20 protein-coding genes are annotated in these 19454 nt (G+C 73.3%); 17 read left to right on the top strand and 3 right to left on the bottom strand.

Annotated elements, in window-relative coordinates; translation table 11 throughout:
• From AOK09_RS06545 to AOK09_RS06535, 4 genes are all read left to right on the top strand, one after another.
• Window positions 1-223, top strand: a 223-nt coding sequence (locus AOK09_RS06545) for an SSI family serine proteinase inhibitor (RefSeq protein ID WP_217698387.1), incomplete at its 5' end; no start/stop codon positions are given.
• Window positions 224-331: 108 nt separating this feature from the next.
• Entirely contained in the window at window positions 332-505 is a 174-nt protein-coding gene (locus AOK09_RS39975) for a hypothetical protein (protein ID WP_157875813.1), read from the top strand.
• 42 nt (window positions 506-547) lie between these two features.
• The gene (locus tag AOK09_RS06540; protein WP_055586158.1) at window positions 548-1201 is read left to right on the top strand and encodes a carbonic anhydrase; all 654 of its coding nucleotides are present in this window, start codon (window positions 548-550) and stop codon (window positions 1199-1201) included.
• 93 nt (window positions 1202-1294) lie between these two features.
• Window positions 1295-1636: a hypothetical protein gene (locus tag AOK09_RS06535; RefSeq protein WP_055586157.1), complete on the top strand. Its 342-nt coding sequence runs from the start codon at window positions 1295-1297 to the stop codon at window positions 1634-1636.
• Here the strand turns inward: AOK09_RS06535 and AOK09_RS06530 are convergent.
• Window positions 1605-2738 (bottom strand): MGDG synthase family glycosyltransferase, encoded by a 1134-nt coding sequence (locus AOK09_RS06530; protein WP_322973152.1) that lies wholly within the window; start codon window positions 2736-2738, stop codon window positions 1605-1607. The genes AOK09_RS06535 and AOK09_RS06530 overlap by 32 nt on opposite strands.
• A 192-nt stretch (window positions 2739-2930) precedes the next feature.
• Here AOK09_RS06530 and AOK09_RS06525 point away from each other — a divergent pair, with 192 nt between their 5' ends.
• From AOK09_RS06525 to ctaF, 3 genes are all read left to right on the top strand, one after another.
• Window positions 2931-3791 (top strand): SDR family NAD(P)-dependent oxidoreductase, encoded by an 861-nt coding sequence (locus AOK09_RS06525; RefSeq protein ID WP_407675353.1) that lies wholly within the window; start codon window positions 2931-2933, stop codon window positions 3789-3791.
• A 236-nt stretch (window positions 3792-4027) separates the two neighbouring features.
• Window positions 4028-5728: an aa3-type cytochrome oxidase subunit I gene (gene ctaD, locus AOK09_RS06520; RefSeq protein ID WP_055586156.1), complete on the top strand. Its 1701-nt coding sequence runs from the start codon at window positions 4028-4030 to the stop codon at window positions 5726-5728.
• Window positions 5725-6111, top strand: coding sequence for an aa3-type cytochrome oxidase subunit IV (gene ctaF / locus AOK09_RS06515; RefSeq protein ID WP_055586155.1), 387 nt, complete (start codon window positions 5725-5727; stop codon window positions 6109-6111). Before ctaD ends, ctaF begins: the two co-directional genes overlap by 4 nt.
• 17 nt (window positions 6112-6128) lie before the next feature.
• Here the strand turns inward: ctaF and AOK09_RS38865 are convergent, their stop codons facing one another.
• Window positions 6129-6635, bottom strand: a complete 507-nt coding sequence (locus tag AOK09_RS38865) for a MarR family winged helix-turn-helix transcriptional regulator (protein WP_055586154.1) — start codon at window positions 6633-6635, stop codon at window positions 6129-6131.
• Between the two features lie 24 nt (window positions 6636-6659).
• Window positions 6660-8369, bottom strand: coding sequence for an MFS transporter (locus AOK09_RS38860; RefSeq protein ID WP_055586153.1), 1710 nt, complete (start codon window positions 8367-8369; stop codon window positions 6660-6662).
• 293 nt (window positions 8370-8662) lie between these two features.
• Here AOK09_RS38860 and AOK09_RS06500 point away from each other — a divergent pair, with 293 nt between their 5' ends.
• From AOK09_RS06500 to AOK09_RS06455, 10 genes are all read left to right on the top strand, one after another.
• A complete protein-coding gene (locus tag AOK09_RS06500; protein WP_055586159.1) occupies window positions 8663-9517 on the top strand; it encodes a DMT family transporter in 855 nt (284 codons plus the stop codon).
• 176 nt (window positions 9518-9693) lie between these two features.
• Window positions 9694-10107, top strand: a complete 414-nt coding sequence (gene hypA, locus AOK09_RS06495) for a hydrogenase maturation nickel metallochaperone HypA (RefSeq protein WP_055586152.1) — start codon at window positions 9694-9696, stop codon at window positions 10105-10107.
• Window positions 10091-10915 (top strand): hydrogenase nickel incorporation protein HypB, encoded by an 825-nt coding sequence (hypB, locus tag AOK09_RS06490; protein ID WP_055586151.1) that lies wholly within the window; start codon window positions 10091-10093, stop codon window positions 10913-10915. Before hypA ends, hypB begins: the two co-directional genes overlap by 17 nt.
• 7 nt (window positions 10916-10922) lie before the next feature.
• Window positions 10923-13301 carry a carbamoyltransferase HypF gene (gene hypF / locus AOK09_RS06485; RefSeq protein ID WP_055586150.1) on the top strand — a complete coding sequence of 793 codons (2379 nt, stop codon included), beginning with the start codon at window positions 10923-10925 and terminating at the stop codon, window positions 13299-13301.
• Between the two features lie 156 nt (window positions 13302-13457).
• Window positions 13458-13763, top strand: coding sequence for a HypC/HybG/HupF family hydrogenase formation chaperone (locus tag AOK09_RS06480; RefSeq protein WP_055586149.1), 306 nt, complete (start codon window positions 13458-13460; stop codon window positions 13761-13763).
• The gene (hypD, locus tag AOK09_RS06475) at window positions 13760-14899 is read left to right on the top strand and encodes a hydrogenase formation protein HypD (RefSeq protein ID WP_055586148.1); all 1140 of its coding nucleotides are present in this window, start codon (window positions 13760-13762) and stop codon (window positions 14897-14899) included. The genes AOK09_RS06480 and hypD overlap by 4 nt, the downstream gene beginning before the upstream one ends.
• Window positions 14892-15962 (top strand): hydrogenase expression/formation protein HypE, encoded by a 1071-nt coding sequence (hypE, locus tag AOK09_RS06470; protein WP_055586147.1) that lies wholly within the window; start codon window positions 14892-14894, stop codon window positions 15960-15962. Before hypD ends, hypE begins: the two co-directional genes overlap by 8 nt.
• A gap of 232 nt (window positions 15963-16194) precedes the next feature.
• Window positions 16195-17178 (top strand): NADH-quinone oxidoreductase subunit B family protein, encoded by a 984-nt coding sequence (locus AOK09_RS06465; RefSeq protein ID WP_107101256.1) that lies wholly within the window; start codon window positions 16195-16197, stop codon window positions 17176-17178.
• A 19-nt stretch (window positions 17179-17197) separates the two neighbouring features.
• Window positions 17198-18976, top strand: coding sequence for a nickel-dependent hydrogenase large subunit (locus AOK09_RS06460; protein ID WP_055586145.1), 1779 nt, complete (start codon window positions 17198-17200; stop codon window positions 18974-18976).
• 10 nt (window positions 18977-18986) lie between these two features.
• Window positions 18987-19454, top strand: a 468-nt coding sequence (locus tag AOK09_RS06455) for a NifU family protein (RefSeq protein WP_055586144.1), incomplete at its 3' end; no start/stop codon positions are given.

Genomic DNA, 19454 nt, shown 5'->3' with positions numbered 1-19454 from the left:
CTCCGGCCCCCACCCCCCCTCCGCCCAGGCCTGCACCCGGCTGGCGCAGGCCGGGGGCTCGCCGCGTGCCCTCAGGGGCGGGCGGCGGTTCTGTCCGGCCCTCGCCGACCCGGTGACGGTGACCGCGGACGGGGTGTGGCGCGGCAGGCGCGTCTCCTACCGCGAGACCTTCGGCAACCACTGCGCGCTGCTCAGCGCGCGCGGTGAGGTCTTCGACTTCTGACCGTGCTGTCGCTCCCGCGCGCCGGGGGTGCCCCGCGGTCCATGGCGGCCGCGGGGCCGCAGCGGCATGCTGGAAGGGTCCATCCCTTCACTCTCGCGGGAGGTCGCGATGTCGCAGCAGACAGCGCCCCAGGACGGGACGCCCCAGGAGGCGGCCGGCACCGACACGTCCGGAACCGCAGCCGCGGCCGGGGGCGAACCGGTCGTCGAGGACACCACCTCGGAGCAGACGGCCCACGCCCAGGAGCACTCACAGGCCGAGGGCGACGATTTCGAGGAGTGATCACGCCGGGCGAGTCGCCGCACTCCCGCGTATCCTTCCGCCATGGCTGCTGATCGAACAATCGTGCCGCGCGAAGCCCTCGACCTGCTGATGGCAGGCAACCAGCGGTTTGTCGCAGGCATACCTGACCACCCCAACCAGGACGCCGAGCGGCGTGCCTCGCTGGCTCCGGTGCAGCACCCCTTCGCCGTCCTCTTCGGCTGCTCCGACTCCCGACTCGCCGCGGAGATCATCTTCGACCGCGGGCTGGGTGACCTCTTCGTGGTCCGCACCGCCGGCCATGTCTTCGGCCCCGAGGTGCTGGGCAGCATCGAGTACGGCGTGAGCATGCTGGACTGCCGCCTGGTGGTCATCCTCGGCCACGACTCCTGCGGCGCGGTCGCCGCGGCCCGCGCCGCCGTGGCCGAGGGGCTCGCTCCGTCCGGCTACGTACGCGACGTCGTGGAGCGGGTCACCCCGAGTGTGCTGGCCGCCCGCGCCGCCGGGATCGAGCACCCCGACGACATCGTCGACGAGCACATCCGGAACACCGTGGACCTGCTGCTGGACCGCTCCCGCGTACTCTCCGAGGCCGTGGACGAGGGCCGGCTCGCAGTCGTCGGCCTGTCCTACCGGCTGGCCGACGGCAGCGCCAGGATGGTCGCCGGCCGCGGGCTGGCGGAGGACGGCGCCCGGCAGGACGCCGAGGTCGCCTGACCCCGGCGCACTCCGGTGCCGAGTCGCTCCACCGTGCGCAGGGCCGACCCGTCCGGCTCTCGGCAAGGGGGCCGGACGACAAGGAGGCGACGCATGACCGGATGCCACCCCGGGAGGACCGGGGACCCCGGCGGAGCGGCTTCGCACCCCCGGAACGAGGCGGAGCTGCTCAGTGAGGTGTCCACCGACGGGGCGCTGGCGATCAGCCGGGTGCTTCGGGACGCCGAACAGGGCGACGAGACCGCAGCGCGGATGCGGGTCTCTGCGCTGCTGAGGGCACTGCCCGGCGTGGGCTTGCTGACCGCGCACGAACTGCTGCGCCTCACCGGTATCCGGGAGGCCCAGCAGGTGCGTGATCTGGAGCCGTCCCAGCTGGGTGCCCTGCTGCAGATCATCAGCCGTTTCACCGGGGCCGCGCACCGGGCCGGGGACTGAGCCGCCCCGGCCGTTCGGCCGCGGCCGCGGCCGCCAGCAGCTGTGCCGGGTCGGCGGCGAAGAGGGCGCGCCCCGACGCGATCCGCTGCTCCCGTGCGGCGCCCGCGGAGGTCAGCGCCGCCAGGGCGGTGAGCAGTTCGGTCTCGTCGCGGGCATGGCTGGTGACACCGATCGCGGCCATCCGGCGGACCCCCGCCGCACCGTGCCCCGGGATCGGCCGGTAGCCCACCACCGGAACCCCGGCCGCCAGCGCCTGGACGGCGGTCTGGCCTGCGGCGTTGTCCACCAGCGCGGCACAGGAGGCCAGCAGGCCGGGCAGCTCCGTCACCCAGCCGAGCGCCCACACCCCGCCCTGCCGCGCCAGCCGCCGCCGCAGCCGCTCATTGCGGCCGCAGAGCACCACCGGAAGATAACCGGCCCTCGCCAGCGTCCGGGCCGTCCCCACCAGACCGGACCCGGTCCCCCAGGCCCCGGCGGACACCAGCACCGGCAGCCGGCCCTCACCGGCCCGCCGCAGCAGCGGCCCCCAGGGCTGCGCGCCCGCGGCCTGCGCGGTGAACCACGGCGGCACCACCGGTCCCGGTGCGCAGACCCCCCGTCCACCGGCCCCCCGCACCTCCTCCGCCGCCGCCGGGCAGACGCACAGATGCCCGTCGTTGCCCGGGTGCAGCCACTGGCGGTGCACCGCGAAGTCGGTCACCACCACCGGGCACGGCACCTCCAGGCGGCCCTGCGCCCGCAGCCGCCCGGTCACCTGCGCGGCCAGGTGGAAGACCGGCACCACCGCATCCGGTGTCCGCTCCCGCACCACGGCCAGCAGCCGGCCCTCGGCCAGCGCGGCCAGCGGCGCGCTGCCCGGCCGCGGACCCCGGGCAGGGTGGAAGAAGGCCCGGTACAGCGCCGCATACGTCCACGGCAGCCGGCCGACCGCCCCCCGGTAGCCCGCCCGCAGCGCGGTCCCCAGTCCGGCCGGCAGCAGATCCAGCACGTCCACCCGGGTCGCCTGATGGCCGCAGCCCTCCAGGCGGCGCACCAGCTCCGCCGCCACCGCATCATGACCCGCGCCCATCCGGGCGCTGAGGATCAGGAAGCGCCTCGCCAAGGAAACCCGCCTCTCACCGACCGCCCGCGGGCACCCGCCGGCGGTACCCGCCCGCCACCGGGGCGGGCGCACACGGATCACCCTAGGCGACGGGTCGGACACGCACGGCGAACGAAGCCGTGCGAGGGTGTTTACCCGGTCCCCACGCGGATACCTGGGAGCCCGGCAGACAGCCCACCCGAGGAGCCAGCAGTGGGGGTAGCCGCAGACCCGCCCCGGAGGATCCACTCCGTCCGCAGCGCCGTCCTGGACCCCGCCTGCGCACCCGAAGCCCACGGCACCCAGGCGGCCGCGGGCGCCCGGGAGCCCCGGCCGGTCGCCCTGGTCACCGGCGCCTCCTCGGGCATCGGCGCCGCGGTGGCCGCCGCGCTGGCCGCCGACGGTGGGTGGCACCTGCTGCTCAGCGGACGCGACCACGGCCGCCTGGACCAGATCGCCGCCCGGACCCGGGGCACCGCGCTGCCCGCCGACCTGGCCGACCCCGGCGGATGCGCAGACCTCGCCGACCGGGCGCTGGCCGTCGCCGACCGGGTGGATCTGCTGGTCGCCGGGGCGGGGGTCGGCTGGGCCGGCCCGTTCACCGCCATGCCCGCCGCGGCGATCCAGCAGGTGCTCACCGTCGACCTGGAGGCGGTGGTCCGGCTGGTCCGGCTGGTGCTGCCGCAGATGGTCGGCCGGGGCGGCGGCCAGGTGGTGCTGATCGGCTCCATCGCCGGGGTGGTCTCCGTCCGTGAGGAGGCGGTGTACTCGGCGGCCAAGGCCGCGCTGGGGGCCTTCGCCGAGAGCCTGCGCTACGAACTCGCCGGCACCGGTGTCACGGTCACCCTGGTGGTGCCGGGGGTGGTGGACACCCCGTTCTTCACCCGCCGCGGCGCCCCCTACCGGCGCACCCTGCCGCGCCCCATCCCGCCCGAGCAGGTCGCCGAGGCGGTGTGCCAGGCGGTGGCGTACGGGCGCAGCGAGGTGTTCGTACCAGGCTGGCTGCGCATCCCGGCGCGGCTGCACGGCATCGCCCCGGGCCTCTACCGCCGGCTGGCCGCCCGGTTCGGCTGAGCCCGGCGGGGGAGGGGCGCCCCGTACGGGCCGGATCGGCCGCCCTGCCGAGCCCCGTCGAACCGAGCCGTGGCCGGCGCCGACGGGTTGCGGCGGCCGGCACCGACGGGACGCGGCGGCCGCCGTACGGCCGGGTTTGACCCGGGACGCGCCGGGAACGCATTGCCGGTGCCGCCCCGGGCCGGGACGGCGGCATACGCGGGCCGGCACCCGCGACCCGCGGAGGAGGGGCACCGATGGCGCTGGTGGACAGGCCGGCCGGGCAGCCGCCGGAACGCACCCGGGCACGTCTGGTCCAGGGCTCCGCCGTGGTGCGCTGGCTGACCACCACCGACCACAAGGTGATCGGCAACCTCTATCTGGCGACCTCGTTCGGGTTCTTCCTGGTGGCCGGGGTGATGGCGATGCTGATGCGGGCCGAACTGGCCCGGCCCGGGCTGCAGATCGTCACCGCGCAGCAGTACAACGAGCTGTTCACCATCCATGGCACGATCATGCTGCTGCTCTTCGCCACCCCCACCTTCACCGGTTTCGCCAACGCGGTGATGCCGCTGCAGATCGGTGCGCCCGATGTGGCGTTCCCGCGGCTGAACGCCTTCACCTACTGGGTGTTCCTCTTCGGCGGTCTGATGGTGCTGGCGGGCTTCCTGACGCCGGAGGGCGCGGCCTCCTTCGGCTGGTTCGCCTATGCGCCGCTCAACGGTCCGGTGCGCACCCCCGGGCTGGGCGGCGACCTGTGGGTGATGGGGCTGGTGGTGGCGGGTCTCTCCACCATCCTGGGGTCGGTCAACTTCATCACCACCGTCTGCTGCCTGCGGGCTCCGGGGATGACCCTCTTCCGCATGCCGATCTTCACCTGGAACGTGCTCTTCACCTCGATCATGGGCGTGCTGGCCTTCCCGGTGCTCACCGCGGCGCTGCTGGCGCTGGAGGCGGACCGGAAGTTCGGCGCGCACGCCTTCGACGCGGCCAACGGCGGCCCGATCCTGTGGCAGCACCTCTTCTGGTTCTTCGGCCACCCGGAGGTGTACATCATCGCGTTGCCGTTCTTCGGCATCGTCACGGAGATCCTGCCGGTCTTCAGCCGCAAGCCGGTCTTCGGCTACCGGGGTCTGATCGGTGCCACCATCGCCATCACCGCGCTGTCGATGACGGTCTGGGCCCACCACATGTTCGTCACCGGGCAGGTGCTGCTGCCGTTCTTCTCGCTGCTCTCCTTCCTGATCGCGGTGCCGACCGGGGTGAAGTTCTTCAACTGGATCGGCACCATGTGGCACGGCTCGCTGAGTTTCGAGACGCCGATGCTCTGGTCGGTGGGCTTCCTGGTGACGTTCCTCTTCGGCGGTCTCACCGGGGTGCTGCTGGCCTCGCCGCCGATCGACTTCCATGTCTCCGACAGCTACTTCGTGGTGGCGCACTTCCACTACACGGTCTTCGGCACGGTCGCCTTCGCCACCTTCGCGGGCTTCTACTTCTGGTGGCCCAAGTTCACCGGCCGGATGCTGGACGAGCGGCTGGGACGGATCCACTTCTGGATGCTCTTCGTCGGTTTCCAGACCACCTTCCTGGTGCAGCACTGGCTGGGCGCGGCGGGCATGCCGCGCCGCTACGCCGACTATCTGCCGTCGGACGGCTTCACCACGCTGAACACCGTCTCCTCGGCGGGGGCACTGCTGCTGGGGCTCTCCACCCTGCCGTTCCTCTACAACGTCTGGCGGACGGCCCGGTACGGCGTGCGGGTCGCCGTGGACGACCCCTGGGGGTACGGACGGTCCCTGGAGTGGGCGACCTCCTGCCCGCCGCCCCGCCACAACTTCCATGCGCTGCCCCGGATCCGCAGCGAGTCCCCGGCGTTCGACCTGCACCACCCCGAGGTGGTCGCCGCCGAGTCGGAGGAGCAGCCCCGGGACCCGGGCCACTCGGGGCCGACGCCGTGAAGGCCGAGGCGGTGCTGTTCACCGGGGTGTCGGCGTTCTTCGCGGTGATGGCGGCGTCCTACGGCTGGGCCTCGCACGAGCCGGCCGGTACGGCGGCGCTGATCGTCGCCTTTCTGATGTCGGGGCTGGTCGCCTTCTTCTTCTGGGTGCAGCACGGGCGACGTGGGCAGCGGCCGCAGGACCGCGACGCCGAGGTGGCCGAGACGGCTGGTCCGCTGGACTTCTTCCCGCCGCGCAGCCACTACCCGGTGCTCTGTGCCGTGGGTGCGGCGCTGCTGGGGCTGGGGGTGGCCGTCGGGTTGTGGCTCTTCCTGATCGGGCTGGGAGTGACCGCGGCCGGGGTGGCCGGCTTCGTCTTCCAGTTCAACGACCGTACGCAGTGATGCCGGGCGGCCCGGGATCAGGCGGCCGGTGCCCCGCCGGTCCCCTCGGCGAGCAGTTCCAGCACCGGGATGGCCGCGAGCAGCGCCTCGGACTGTTCGGGGGTGAGGTGTGCCGCGCTGCGGGAGAGCACCGCGGACCGCTCCTGGCGGAGCCGGGCGATCAGTTCGCCGCCGGCCGGGGTGAGGGTGATCAGCCAGGACCGGCCGTCCTGCGGGTCGGGTTCCTTGCCGACGAGTCCGCCCGCGGTCAGCGGCGCCAGGGTGCGCACCATGGACGGCGCGGCGACCTGTTCCCGGGTGGCCAGCTCGCCCAGGCGCAGCGGTCCGTGCTGCTCGATCCTGGCGAGTGCGGAGAGCTGGGCGGCCGTCAGGTCCTGGCCGCCCGCGGCCTGGGTGAGCCGCCGGTTGAGCCTGGCGACGGCCAGTCGCAGCCGGGTGAGTTCGGCGGGGTCCAGGGCGGCGTGCGGCGGGGTCGCCCGGTCGCCGGGGTCGCCGGCCGTCCGCAGCGCGCTCGGCTCGGTCATGGCTGCTGGGGTCTCCCTTGCCGGTCAGCGGGCCCGTGCGGTGGTGGGGTCCGACTGGTCCACGGTATCCGCCGACCGGCCCCGGCCGCCGCGTTCCCGTACCAGTGAGGCGGCGGCTGCGACCGGGGACATGGCGATGGCCAGCCAGAAGACCACCACCAGGCCGTCGTGGAAGGGCTGGGAGATCAGGTGGGGGAAGAACTCCCGGCCGGTGAGGGTGTGGGTGCGGGAGGCGGGCAGCCCGCCGAGCACGTCGGGGCCCAGCAGCTGCCGGACGGGGTTGTACCCGAGGAAGGCGGCGAAGAGGGTGCCGACCGGGGGCAGCCCGGCGATGGTGTGCGCGGCCGGGGCGGGGACGCCCTGGGCGGTCAGTCCGCTGCTGAGCGCGCCGGGCAGCGACTGTGAGAGGCCGGCGACCATCAGGGAGAAGAAGACGCCGATGGAGAGCACCATGCCGGCGTTCTGGAAGGTGGCGCGCATCCCGGAGGCGGCGCCGCGGGCCTCCGCCGGTACCGAGGACATGATCAGTGAGGTGTTGGGGGCGGCGAACAGGCCGCCGCCCAGCCCGTTGAGGAAGACCAGTGCGGCGAACCAGGGATAGCCGAAGTCGGTCGGGAGCAGCAGCAGTCCGGCGAACGACAGCGCCATCACAACCAGTCCGGCCGCGGCGAAGAGACGGGATCCGAACCGGTCGGACAGATGCCCGGCGACGGGTCCGGCGGCCAGGAAGCCCACGGTCAGCGGTACCAGGTAGATCCCCGCCCAGAGGGGGGTGTCGGCGTAGTCGTAGCCGTGCAGCGGCAGCCAGATTCCCTGCAGCCAGATGATCAGCATGAACTGGAGCCCGCCCCTGGCCACCGAGCCCAGCAGGGTCGCGGCGTTGCCGCCCGCGAACACCCGGTCGCGGAAGAGGGCGAGGGGGAACATCGGCTCGGGCATCCGCACCTCGAGGAGGCAGAAGAGGGCCAGTACGGCGACGCCTCCGATCAGACCGGTCAGCACCCAGGGGCTGGTCCAGCCCATGGTGTGGCCGCCGTAGGGCTGGATGCCGTAGGTGATGGCGGCCAGCAGTGCGGTGAGGCCCACGGCGAAGGTGACGTTGCCCCACCAGTCGATTTGCGCGGGGCGGCGCACCCCGGTGTCCCGCAGCGACCGGTAGGCCCACAGTGTGCCCAGGACGCCGATGGGGACGTTGACCCAGAAGATGGACCGCCAGTTCCATTCGGCGAGCATGCCGCCGAGGATCAGGCCGATGAAGGAGCCGGCGATGCCGGCGACGATGTTGACCCCCAGGGCCATGCCGCGGCGGGAGAGGGGGAATGCGTCGGTGATGATCGCCGCGGAGTTGGCCATCAGCATGGAGCCGCCGACGGCCTGGAGCACCCGCCAGCCGATCAGCCACAGCGCGCCGGAGCCGCCGTGGAAGGGGTCGAGGGAGAGCGCCACCGAGGTCACCGTGAAGATCAGGAACCCCGCGTTGTAGATCCGCACCCGTCCGTAGATGTCGCCGAGCCGGCCCAGCGTCACCACCAGGACCGCGGTGACCAGCATGTATCCCATCAGCATCCAGAGCAGATAGCTGACGTTGCCGGGCAGCAGGGGGTCGAGCCCGATCCCGTTGAAGATCGCCGGCAGGGAGATCAGCACGATCGAGCTGTTGATCGTGGCGATCAGCGTGCCCAGCGTGGTGTTGGACAGGGCTATCCATCCGTACCGCTCAACCGGTGCCGTCATGGCCCACCCCCCTGGTGGTTAGCTGATATCAACTAACCATAGTTCTCCGGGCGGACGGCCGCAGCAGGCGGCAGGACGCGCACCGCCGGGCCCCCGCGCGCCCTGCACCCCGGCCCGCGCCCGGCGCGCGTCACGGCCCGCACCCCCGGGCACGCGCCCGGCCCGCCGGAGATCCCCCCGCGCCGCGGGGGCCTGCCGTGGTGCGGCGCCATGGGCGGCCCGGGTGGTATCCGCCGACCCGGGCGGGGTACCGATGTCAGCCGACATGGGTGCCGGACAGGGGTGTGACAGTCGTGATCTATGTGTACAGCCTGATCGCGGCGTGTCTCCTCGGCCTGGGCTTCGTCCTCCAGCAGCACGCCGCGGAGCAGGCGCCGCTGTCCGACATGCTCAGCTTCCGGCTGCTGCTGGACCTGATGAAGGTGCCGCTGTGGCTGTGGGGCATCGGCTGCATGGTGCTGGGTCAGCTCTTCAGCGTGCTTGCGTTCGCCCGCGGCGACCTCTCCCGGGTGGAGCCGCTGCTGGCCACCAGTCTGATCTTCGCCATGGCCCTGGCGCGGTGGCGCGGCGGGCCGCGCCTGGGCCGCTCCGGTTGGGGCGGAGTGGTCCTGCTCAGCGGGGGTGTGGCCGCCTTCATCATCGCGGGGCGGCCGCAGAGCGGTTCCGCCGAGGTGGGGGCCCTGCGTCACTGGCTGGTCTTCGGCGGCGTGGTCGGTGTCGCGCTGGCCCTGATCGCCGTCGCCAAGCATGTGCCGGTCGTCGACGACCCGCCGCTGCTGGCCGCCGCCGCAGGTGCGCTGTACGGGCTGCAGGACGCCCTCACCCGTACCGCCAGCCGGATCGTGGACGACTCCGGGGTCGCCGGGCTGCTGAGCAGCTGGGAGCCGTACACCATCGTGGCGCTGGCGGTGACCGGGCTGATGCTGGTGCAGAGCGCCTTCGAGGCCGGTGAGCTGAGGATGTCCCTGCCGTCCCTGACCGCGACCGAGCCGCTGGCGGGGATCGCCTGCGGCATCGGCTTCCTGGGGGACCGGCTGCGGGTCACGCCGGGGGCGCTGGCCGGGCAGGTGATCGGTCTGCTCGCGGTGGTCGCCGGGGTCTTCGTCCTGGGCCGCCATCCGGCCCTGCCCACCACCCGGCGCGGCTGAACGCGCGGGCTGTGCCGGGGCGGCCGTACGGGGACCGGCCATGCGCGGGACAGCATTTCAGATGATGTGAGCTGTACGGGTGGGATGTTCGGTTTGGATGCTGCCGTCCGGATTTTCCGGAGAGTCATTGCCTAGCGTGAGGCGCAACGCCACCACCAGCCGACAGGAGCAGCGCCATGCATGAGCTGTCCATCGCGGTGGCCGTCGTGGAGGCCGTCGAGGAGCTCGCCCGCGAGCACGGGGCCGACCGGACCGAGGAGGTACGGCTGCGGATCGGCACCCTCGCCGGGGTGGAACCCGACGCGCTCCGCTTCTCCTTCACCGTGGCGCAGCAGGGGACCGTGCTCGAAGGGGCCCGGCTGGTCGTGGAGCAGGTCCAGGCCCGTGCCCGCTGCGCGTCCTGCCGGACGTCCTTCGTGGTGGGCTCGCCGCTCTCCCTGCACTGCCCGGGCTGCGACGCACCCGCCGTCGAGGTGACCGCGGGCCGCGAGCTCGACCTGGCCGGCGTCCGCTTCGCCGAACCGGCCCCGGGTGGCGCGACCACCCGCCCCAACCCCGAGGAGGCGGCCGCGGATGTGCCGTGTCATTGATCTGCAGCAGTCCGTACTGGCGAAGAACGACGGCCTGGCCGGGGCGCTGCGCACCGAGCTGGCGGACCGCGGGGTCACCATGGTGAACCTGCTGTCCAGCCCCGGCAGCGGCAAGACCGAGCTGCTGCAGCGGATCCTCGGCCACGCCCGGTCGCTCGGCGTCCCCGTCGCCGCGGTCACGGCCGACCTCGCCACCGAGCACGACGCCGAACGGCTGGCCGAGTCCGGAGCGCCCGTGAAGCAGCTGCTCACCGGGGGCCTGTGCCACCTGGAGGCGGAGCAGCTCCGCTCCCACCTCGACGGCTGGCTCCCGGACGGCACCCGGGCGCTCTTCGTGGAGAACGTCGGCAACCTCGTCTGCCCCGCCTCCTACGACCTGGGCGAGACCCTCCGGGTCGCCCTGATGTCGGTGACCGAGGGCGAGGACAAGCCCGTCAAGTACCCGACCGCCTTCGGGCTGGCGCACCTGGTGGTCCTCACCAAGACCGACCTGGCCGCGGCCGCGGGCTTCGACCAGCGGGCCTTCACCGGGTACGTCGCCCAGGTCAACCCCGGTGTGGAGATCCTGACCACCTCCGCCCGCGACGGGCGGGGCGTCGCGGAGCTGTGGGCACGGGTGGCCGCCGTCTGCGGCGGCGCGCCCGTCCACCGCCCGCCGCTCGCCGGCGTCCACGCCCGTGAGCACGGCCACAGCCATGAGCACACCCCCGCCCGTGAGCACGGCCACAGCCATGAGCACACCCCCGCCCGTGAGCACACCCCCGCCGGGGCCCTGATCGACGCCGCCCCCGGCAGCACGGCCCGGTAACGGCGCCATGGACACGGTGAGCAGCGCCCCCGGGGTGCGTCCGGCGCCGGGCACGGCATCGCCCGTCCGGCGCCGGGTCACCGTACGCGGCGTCGTCCAGGGCGTCGGCTTCCGTCCCTTCGTGCACACGCTGGCCGTCGAACTCGGGCTCACCGGCCAGGTCGCCAACGGCCCGCAGGGCGTGGTCGCCGAGGTCCAGGGCCCCGCCCCCGCCGTCGAGGCCTTCTGCCGCAGGGTGGCCCGGGAGGCGCCGCCGCTGGCCGAGGTCGCCTCGGTCCACCACGAGGACCTGCCGCCGGGCGACGGCACCGGGTTCGCCATCCTGGCCTCCCGTACCGGCGAGGGCCGCACCCTCCTTCCGCCGGACACCGCCACCTGCCACCAGTGCCTGGAGGAGCTGGCCGACCCGGCCGACCGCCGCCATCGGCACCCCTTCATCACCTGCACCCACTGCGGCCCCCGCTTCACCATCGCCGAGGCGCTGCCCTACGACCGGGCCTCCACCACCATGGCGGCCTTCCCCATGTGCCTGCAGTGCGCGGCGGAGTACGCGGACCCCGCCGACCGGCGCTTCCATGCGCAGCCCGTCGCCTGCCCCCGCTGCGGCCCGCGGCTGCGGCTGGACCACCCCGGGGGCGGGGGGCCGGCCGCGGAGGACGACCGGGCGCTCAGCGGGGCGCGCAGGCTGCTGGCCGAGGGCGCGATCGTGGCGGTCAAGGGCATCGGCGGCTACCACCTGGTGTGCGATGCACGGCGGGAGGACACCGTCGCCGAGCTGCGCCGCCGCAAGGCACGCGGCGGCAAGCCCTTCGCGGTGATGGCCGCCGACCCGGCCGCCGCGGAGCGGCTGGGACATGTCGGCCCGGCCGAGCTCGGCCTGCTCACCGGCCGCGTCCGGCCCATCGTGCTGCTGCGCCGCCGCACCCCCGACGGTCTGGCCGCCGCCGTCTGCCCCGGCAGCCCCGACGTCGGGGTGATGCTTCCGTACACCCCCGTGCACCGGCTGCTGTTCGGCCTTCCCGGTGACCCGCCCGGCCCCCGGGTGCTGGTGGTGACCAGCGGCAACCGCTCCGGGGCGCCCCTGGTGACCGACGACCTGGAGGCCAGGACCCGGCTGGAGGGCCTCGCCGACGCGTGGCTCTGGCACGACCGCGCCATCCGGGTGGCCTGCGACGACTCGGTGGTCCGGGCGGCCGCGGACGGCCGTACGATGCCGCTGCGGCGTTCCCGGGGCTATGCGCCGGGCCGGATCGCGCTGCCCGTCCCGGTACGTCCCGTGCTCGCCGTCGGCGGCGACCTCAAGAACACCCTCTGCCTCGCCGACGGCGACTCCGCCTGGCTGTCCGCCCACATCGGGGACCTGGAGGAGCCGGCCGCCCTCGCCGCCTTCGAGCGGGCCGAGGAGCACCTGCGGACCCTCACCGGTGTCACCCCGGTGCTGCTGGCCGCCGACCGCCACCCCGGCTACCGCTCCACCCGGTGGGCGCGGCGCCGGGCCGGGGACGGGTGCCCGCCGGTCCTGGTGCAGCACCACCATGCGCATGTCGCCGCCGCCATGGCCGAGAACGGCTGGGAGGGGACCGCCCCGGTCATCGGGGTGGCCTTCGACGGGACGGGATACGGCGACGACGGCGCGATCTGGGGCGGCGAGGTGCTGCTGGCCGACTACCGCGGCCACCGCCGGCTGGCCCACCTGGCCTATGTCCCGCTGCCGGGCGGCGACGCGGCGGTGCGCAACCCCTGCCGGATGGCGCTGTCCCATCTGCGCGCCGCCGGTGTGCCCTGGGCCGCGGACCTGCCGTGCGCCGCGGCCTGCTCCCCGGAGGAGCTCGGGGTCCTCGGCCGTCAGCTGGAGCGCGGGATCGGCTGTGTGCCCACGTCCAGCATGGGCCGCCTCTTCGATGCGGTCTCCTCGCTGGCGGGGGTGTGCCACCGCGCGGGGTACGAGGCCCAGGCCGCGCTGGAGCTGGAGGCGGCCGCGGTCCGGGCGGCGGGGGAGGAGCACGGCTACGCCTTCGGGCTCCGGGAGCAGGGGCGCCCGGACGGCGGGCGGCCGCTGCTGCTCGACCCGGGGCCGGTGATCCGGGCGGTGGCGGACGACGTCCGGGCGGGGGTGCCCGCCCCGGTGGTGGCGGCCCGCTTCCACCGGGGGGTGGTGGAGGCGGTCCGTGCGGTCTGCGGCGCGGCCCGCCGCCGTACCGGGGTGCGGACCGTCGCCCTGTCAGGCGGTGTCTTCGGCAACGCGCTGCTGGACGAGGCGTGTGCGGCGGGTCTGGCCGAGGACGGCTTCGGGGTGCTGCGGCACCGGGTGGTGCCGGCCGGCGACGGGGGACTGTCGCTGGGTCAGGCCGCGGTGGCCGGGGCCCGTACGGCACCGCACGGCTGACCGGGGGCGGCGCCGAGCCGAGCCCGGCGAGGAGGCCGGGCGGGCAGGCCCGGCAAGTCAGAAGCCCGGCAAGTCAGAAGCCCGGCAAGTCAGAAGCCCGGCAAGTCAGAAGCCCAGCAAGTCAGAAGCCCAGCAAGTCAAGTGAGGAGGACAGCCATGTGCCTGGCAGTGCCCGGCAAGGTGGTCGACATCCAGGAGCGGGACGGCACCCGCATGGCGCAGGTCGACTTCGGCGGTGTGGTCAAGGACGTGTGCCTCGCCTATCTGCCCGACATCGAGGTCGGCGACTACGCCGTCGTCCATGTGGGGTTCGCCCTGCAGCGGCTGGACGAGGAGTCGGCCCGCTCGACGCTGGAGCTCTTCGAGCAGCTCGGTGTCCTGGAGGAGGAGTTCGGCGACGCCTGGGGCCGCGCGGCGGCCGAGGCCGGCGCCGTCCGCCCGGTCGAGGAGGCCGCACGGTGAGGTACGTCGAGGAGTTCAACAATCCCGAGCTGGCCCGGCGGCTGCTGGACGACATCCATGCCACCGTGACCCGCCCCTGGGCGCTGATGGAGGTCTGCGGCGGCCAGACCCACTCGATCATCCGGCACGGCATCGACCAGCTGCTGCCGGAGGGCGTCGAGCTGATCCACGGCCCCGGCTGCCCGGTCTGCGTCACCCCGCTGGAGATGATCGACAAGGCTCTGGAGATCGCCTCCCGGCCCGGTGTGGTCTTCTGCTCCTTCGGCGACATGCTGCGGGTGCCCGGCACCGACCGGGACCTCTTCCGGGTCAAGGGCGAGGGCGGCGACGTACGGGTGGTGTACTCGCCGCTGGACGCCCTGGCCATCGCCCGGCGCCACCCCGACCGCGAGGTGGTCTTCTTCGGCGTCGGCTTCGAGACCACCGCCCCCGCCAACGCCATGGCCGTGCACGAGGCGCGGCGGCTGGGCGTGCGCAACTTCAGCCTGCTGGTCTCGCACGTCCGGGTGCCGCCCGCGATCGAGGCGATCATGCGCTCGCCCGACTGCCGGGTGCAGGCCTTCCTGGCCGCTGGGCACGTCTGCAGTGTGATGGGCACCGCGGAGTACCCGGAACTGGCCGAGCGGTACCGGGTCCCCATCGTGGTCACCGGCTTCGAGCCGCTGGACATCCTGGAGGGCATCCGCCGCACCGTCCGCCAGCTGGAACGCGGCGAGCACCGGGTGGAGAACGCCTACCCCAGGGCCGTCCAGGAGGGCGGCAACCCGGCGGCGCTGCGGATGCTGGAGGAGGTCTTCACCGTCGGGGACCGCGCATGGCGCGGCATCGGGGTGATCCCGCGCAGCGGCTGGCGGCTCTCCGACGCCTACCGCGACCATGACGCCGAGCACCGCTTCAGCGTCTCCGGGATCACCACCCGGGAGTCGGGGCTGTGCCGCAGCGGCGAGGTGCTCCAGGGGCTGATCAAACCCCATGAGTGCGCCGCCTTCGGCCGGGAGTGCACCCCCCGTACCCCGCTGGGCGCCACCATGGTCTCCAGCGAGGGTGCCTGCGCGGCGTACCACCTCTACCGGCGGCTCGGCACGGAGACGCCCGCGCCGGCGCGTACGACGGAGGAGGCGACCCCCGTTGGCTGACCTCGTCGACCCGGCACCGGACCTCTCCCGGTGGAGCTGTCCGCTGCCGCTGCGCGACCACCCGGTGGTGGTGATGGGGCACGGCGGCGGCGGGGCGCTCTCCGCCGAGCTGGTGCAGCATCTCTTCGCCCCGGCCTACGGGGGCCCGGAGATGGCCGCACTCGGGGACTCCGCGGTGCTGCCGCTGGGCGGCGCCAGGATCGCCTTCTCCACCGACTCCTATGTGGTGCGCCCGCTCTTCTTCCCCGGCGGCAGCATCGGCGACCTGGCCGTCAACGGCACCGTCAACGACCTGGCCATGAGCGGCGCCGTCCCGGCGTACCTGTCCTGCGCCTTCATCCTGGAGGAGGGCACCGAGCTGGCCTCGGTCGGCCGGGTCGCCCAGGCCGTCGGGGCCGCGGCCCGGGCCGCGGGGGTGGCGGTGGCCACCGGGGACACCAAGGTGGTGGACGCGGGGCACGGCGACGGCGTCTATCTCAACACGGCGGGCATCGGCCTGGTCCCGCAGGGCGTCGACATCCGTCCGCAGCGGGCCGCACCCGGCGACGTGGTGATCGTCAGCGGTCCGATCGGCCTGCACGGGGTGGCCATCATGAGCGTCCGGGAGGGCCTGGAGTTCGGCGCCGAGGTGGAGAGCGACACGGCGCCGCTGGCCGGCCTGGTGCAGGCGATGCTGGCGGTCACCCCGCAGCTGCACGCCCTGCGCGATCCCACCCGGGGCGGGCTGGCGGCCTCGCTGAACGAGATCGCCGCCGCCTCCGGCACCGGGGTGGTGCTGGACGAGCGCAGGGTGCCGGTGCCGGAGCCGGTCGCGGCGGCCTGCGGCTTCCTCGGCCTGGACCCGCTGTACGTCGCCAACGAGGGCAGGCTGGTGGCGTTCGTGCCGAGGGAGCACGCCGAGGCGGTGCTGGACGCCATGCGGGCGCATCCGCACGGCCGCGGCGCCGCGGTGGTGGGGGAGTGCGTCGCCGACCACCCGGGACTGGTGGTGGCGCGTACCGGTCTGGGCGGCACCCGGATCGTCGACCTGCCGCTGGGCGAGCAGCTGCCGCGGATCTGCTGAGCTGCGGATCCGTCGGTCTGCTGATCGGGTGAACCGGGGCGGTGCCGCGGCATCCTTCCGGCATTCCGGGCAGAAGCACCGGAGGTGGTGCCCCGTCGGCGGGGCGCCACCGCCGCCGAGGTCCATCGGCGGCGGCCCGCCCCCCCGGCGGCCGCAGAAGGGACTGCCAGTGAGCTCCGAACCCAAGACGCCGCCCTTTGACGAGATACACGTCCTCTGGACGTCCGAGGGCATGAGCTGCGACGGCGACACGGTGTCCGTCACCGCGGCCTCGCTGCCCAGCCTGGAGGACGTGGTGCTGGGGGCCATCCCGGGCCTGCCCAAGGTGCATCTGCACAACAAGGTGCTGGCCTACGAGACCGGCGACCGCTATCTCGAGGTCTTCCGCCAGGCCGCCCGCGGCGAGCTGGAGCCCTTCATCCTGGTGGTCGAGGGCTCCATCCCCAATGAGAAGATCAACGGCGACGGCTACTGGACCTCCATGGGCAACGACCTGGAGACCGGCCAGCCCATCACCCTCAACGACTGGCTGGACCAGCTGGCACCCAAGGCCTGGGCGGTGGTCGCCGTCGGCACCTGCGCCGCGTACGGCGGCATCCACGCGATGGCGGGCAACCCCACCGGCTGCATGGGCCTCGCCGACTACCTGGGCTGGGACTTCCGCTCCGCCGGCGGACTGCCGGTGGTGAACGTCCCCGGCTGCCCCGTCCAGCCCGACAACTTCATGGAGACCCTGACCTGGGTCCTCCACCAGGCCGCAGGGCTGGCACCGACCATCCCGCTGGACGAGCAGCTGCGGCCGACCTGGCTCTTCGGCAAGACGGTGCACGAGGGCTGCGACCGCGCCGCCTACTACGAGCAGGGCGACTTCGCCAAGGACTACAACTCGCCCAAGTGCCAGGTGAAGGTGGGCTGCTGGGGCCCGGTGGTGAACTGCAACGTCACCAAGCGCGGCTGGATGGACGGCGTCGGGGGCTGCCCCAACGTGGGCGGCATCTGCATCGGCTGCACCATGCCCGGCTTCCCCGACAAGTTCATGCCCTTCATGGACGAGCCGCCCGGCGGCTCCCTCTCCTCCGCGATCATGAACGCCTACGGGCCGTTCATCCGCACCCTGCGCAGCATCACCAACCGCAGCGCCAACAAGGAACCCAAGTGGCGGCACAACAAGGCCGTGCTCACCAGCGGCTTCTCGCCGCGCTGGCCGGTCGGCTGAACCCCGAGAGGAACCACCTGTGACAACGACCCAGCCGGGCGCGCGCGAGCTGACCGAGGTCGCCTTCGACCCGATCACCCGGATCGTCGGCAACCTCGGCATCTACACCAAGGTCGACTTCGCCAACCGCGAGGTGGTGGAGTGCCGTTCCACCTCGTCGATCTTCCGCGGCTACAGCGTCTTCATGAAGGGCAAGGACCCCCGGGACGCGCACTTCATCACCAGCCGCATCTGCGGCATCTGCGGGGACAACCACGCCACCTGCTCGGTGTACGCGCAGAACATGGCGTACGGGGTGAAGCCGCCGCCGCTGGCCGACTGGATCATCAACCTCGGCGAGGCCGCCGAGTTCATGTTCGACCACACGATCTTCCAGGACAACCTGGTCTTCGTCGACTACTGCGAACGCATGGTCAAGGAGACCAACCCCAGCGTCCTGGCCCGTGCCGAGAACACCCCGGCGCCCCGCGGCGACCTGCACGGCTACCGGACCGTCGCCGACATCATGCGCGCCTTCAACCCCTTCGAGGGGGAGGTCTACAAGGCCGCCCTGCAGATGAGCCGGCTCACCCGGGAGATGATCTGCCTGATGGAGGGCCGCCATGTGCACCCCTCCACCCTGTACCCGGGCGGCGTCGGCACGGTGGCGACCCCTCAGCTGTTCACCGACTACCTGGTGCGGCTGATGCGCTGCATCGACTTCGTGAAGAAGGCCGTCGCCATGAACGACGACGTCTTCGACTACTTCTACGAGGCGCTGCCCGGCTACGAGGAGGTCGGCCGCCGCCGCACCCTGCTCGCCTGCTGGGGCTGCTTCCAGGACCCGAACGTCGTCGACTACGACTACCGGCACATGAACGAGTGGGGGAACGCCATGTTCGTCACCCCCGGCATCGTGGTCGACAACCAGCTGGTCACCACCGACCTGGTCGACATCAACCTTGGCATGCGGATCCTGCTCGGCAGCTCCTACTACCACGACTGGGCGGACGAGCACACCTTCGTCAAGGAGGACCCGCTCGGCAACCCCGTCGACCAGCGCCACCCCTGGAACCAGACCACCCTCCCCGCCCCGCAGAAGCGCGAGCTGGACGGCGGCAAGTACAGCTGGGTGGTCAGCCCCCGCTGGCTGGACAAGCGCACCGGCGACCACCTGGCCCTGGACACCGGCGGCGGGCCCATCGCCCGTCTCTGGGCCACCGCCCTGGCCGGCAAGGTCAACACCCCCTACGTCCGCTCCACGGGCCACTCCGTGCAGATCGACCTGCCCCGGACCCCGGCCACCGCCGAGGCCACCCTGGAGTGGAAGCCGCCGCCGTTCCCCAACACCATCGAGCGCAACCGCGCCCGGATGTACTTCGTCGCCTACGCCGCCGCCATGGCGCTGCACTTCTGCGAGCAGGCGCTCGCCGAGGTCCGGGCCGGCCGCACCCAGGTCTTCGAGGACTTCACCGTCCCCGACGAGGCCATCGGCGTGGGCTTCCACGAGGCGGTGCGCGGAGTGCTCTCCCACCACCTGGTGATCAAGGGCGGCAAGATCGCCAACTACCAGCCGTATCCGCCCACCCCCTGGAACGCCTCCCCCTGCGACTCCTACGGCACCCCCGGCCCCTACGAGGACGCCGTCCAGGGCACGCCGATCTTCGAGGAGAACGGTCCCGACGACTTCCGGGGAATCGACATCATGCGCACCGTCCGCAGCTTCGACCCGTGTCTGCCCTGCGGCGTGCACATGTACCTCGGCGGCGGCCGCACCCTGGAGCAGTTCCACTCCCCGACCTTCGGCTCCCGGGTCTGAGGCGGCCACGATGACCTGGGACGACGCACAGACCCGCACCCATGTGACCAGGGTCGAGGCGCTCATCGCCGCACTCGGCGCCCTGCCGGACGACGCCGCCCGCGCCCGCGCCACCGAGACCGTGGAGGCGCTGGTAGACCTGTACGGCGAGTGCCTGGCCCGCGTCATGGACCGCCTCGCCGCGCACCCCGACGCCGCGGCACTGGCCGAGGACCTCGCCCGCGACGAACTGCTCGGCCATCTGCTGCTGGTCCACGACCTCCACCCGCAGCCGGTCGAGCAGCGCGTCCGGCGCGCCCTGGAGGAGGCGGGCGACGGAGCCCGGCTGCTCTCCCTGGACGGCGGCACCGCCCGGATCGAGGTGGCCGCCGCCGGCGGCTGCGGCTCCGGCGGCGCGGCGCTCACCGCCGCCGTCGAGGCGGCCGTCCGGCGACTGGCCCCCGAGGTCGACCGGGTGGAGACCGTCCCCGCCGCCGCC

Origin of the sequence: Peterkaempfera griseoplana, assembly GCF_001418575.1 — a bacterium.
In the GTDB taxonomy this organism is placed as follows: Bacteria; Actinomycetota; Actinomycetes; order Streptomycetales; family Streptomycetaceae; genus Peterkaempfera; species Peterkaempfera griseoplana.
The sequence above is the reverse complement of the archived record's forward strand: the minus strand, read 5'-3'. Positions and strand labels throughout refer to the sequence as shown.

What these genes read in the sequence shown, in the direction of transcription:
- AOK09_RS39975 (WP_157875813.1), top strand. Translation starts at nt 332, where the DNA reads ATGTCGCAGCAGACAGCGCCCCAGGACGGGACGCCCCAGGAGGCGGCC.
- AOK09_RS06540 (WP_055586158.1), top strand. Translation starts at nt 548, where the DNA reads ATGGCTGCTGATCGAACAATCGTGCCGCGCGAAGCCCTCGACCTGCTG.
- AOK09_RS06535 (WP_055586157.1), top strand. Translation starts at nt 1,295, where the DNA reads ATGACCGGATGCCACCCCGGGAGGACCGGGGACCCCGGCGGAGCGGCT.
- ctaD (WP_055586156.1), top strand. Translation starts at nt 4,028, where the DNA reads ATGGCGCTGGTGGACAGGCCGGCCGGGCAGCCGCCGGAACGCACCCGG.
- AOK09_RS38865 (WP_055586154.1), bottom strand. Translation starts at nt 6,635, where the DNA reads ATGACCGAGCCGAGCGCGCTGCGGACGGCCGGCGACCCCGGCGACCGG.
- AOK09_RS38860 (WP_055586153.1), bottom strand. Translation starts at nt 8,369, where the DNA reads ATGACGGCACCGGTTGAGCGGTACGGATGGATAGCCCTGTCCAACACC.
- hypA (WP_055586152.1), top strand. Translation starts at nt 9,694, where the DNA reads ATGCATGAGCTGTCCATCGCGGTGGCCGTCGTGGAGGCCGTCGAGGAG.
- hypB (WP_055586151.1), top strand. Translation starts at nt 10,091, where the DNA reads ATGTGCCGTGTCATTGATCTGCAGCAGTCCGTACTGGCGAAGAACGAC.
- hypF (WP_055586150.1), top strand. Translation starts at nt 10,923, where the DNA reads ATGGACACGGTGAGCAGCGCCCCCGGGGTGCGTCCGGCGCCGGGCACG.
- AOK09_RS06480 (WP_055586149.1), top strand. Translation starts at nt 13,458, where the DNA reads ATGTGCCTGGCAGTGCCCGGCAAGGTGGTCGACATCCAGGAGCGGGAC.
- AOK09_RS06465 (WP_107101256.1), top strand. Translation starts at nt 16,195, where the DNA reads ATGAGCTGCGACGGCGACACGGTGTCCGTCACCGCGGCCTCGCTGCCC.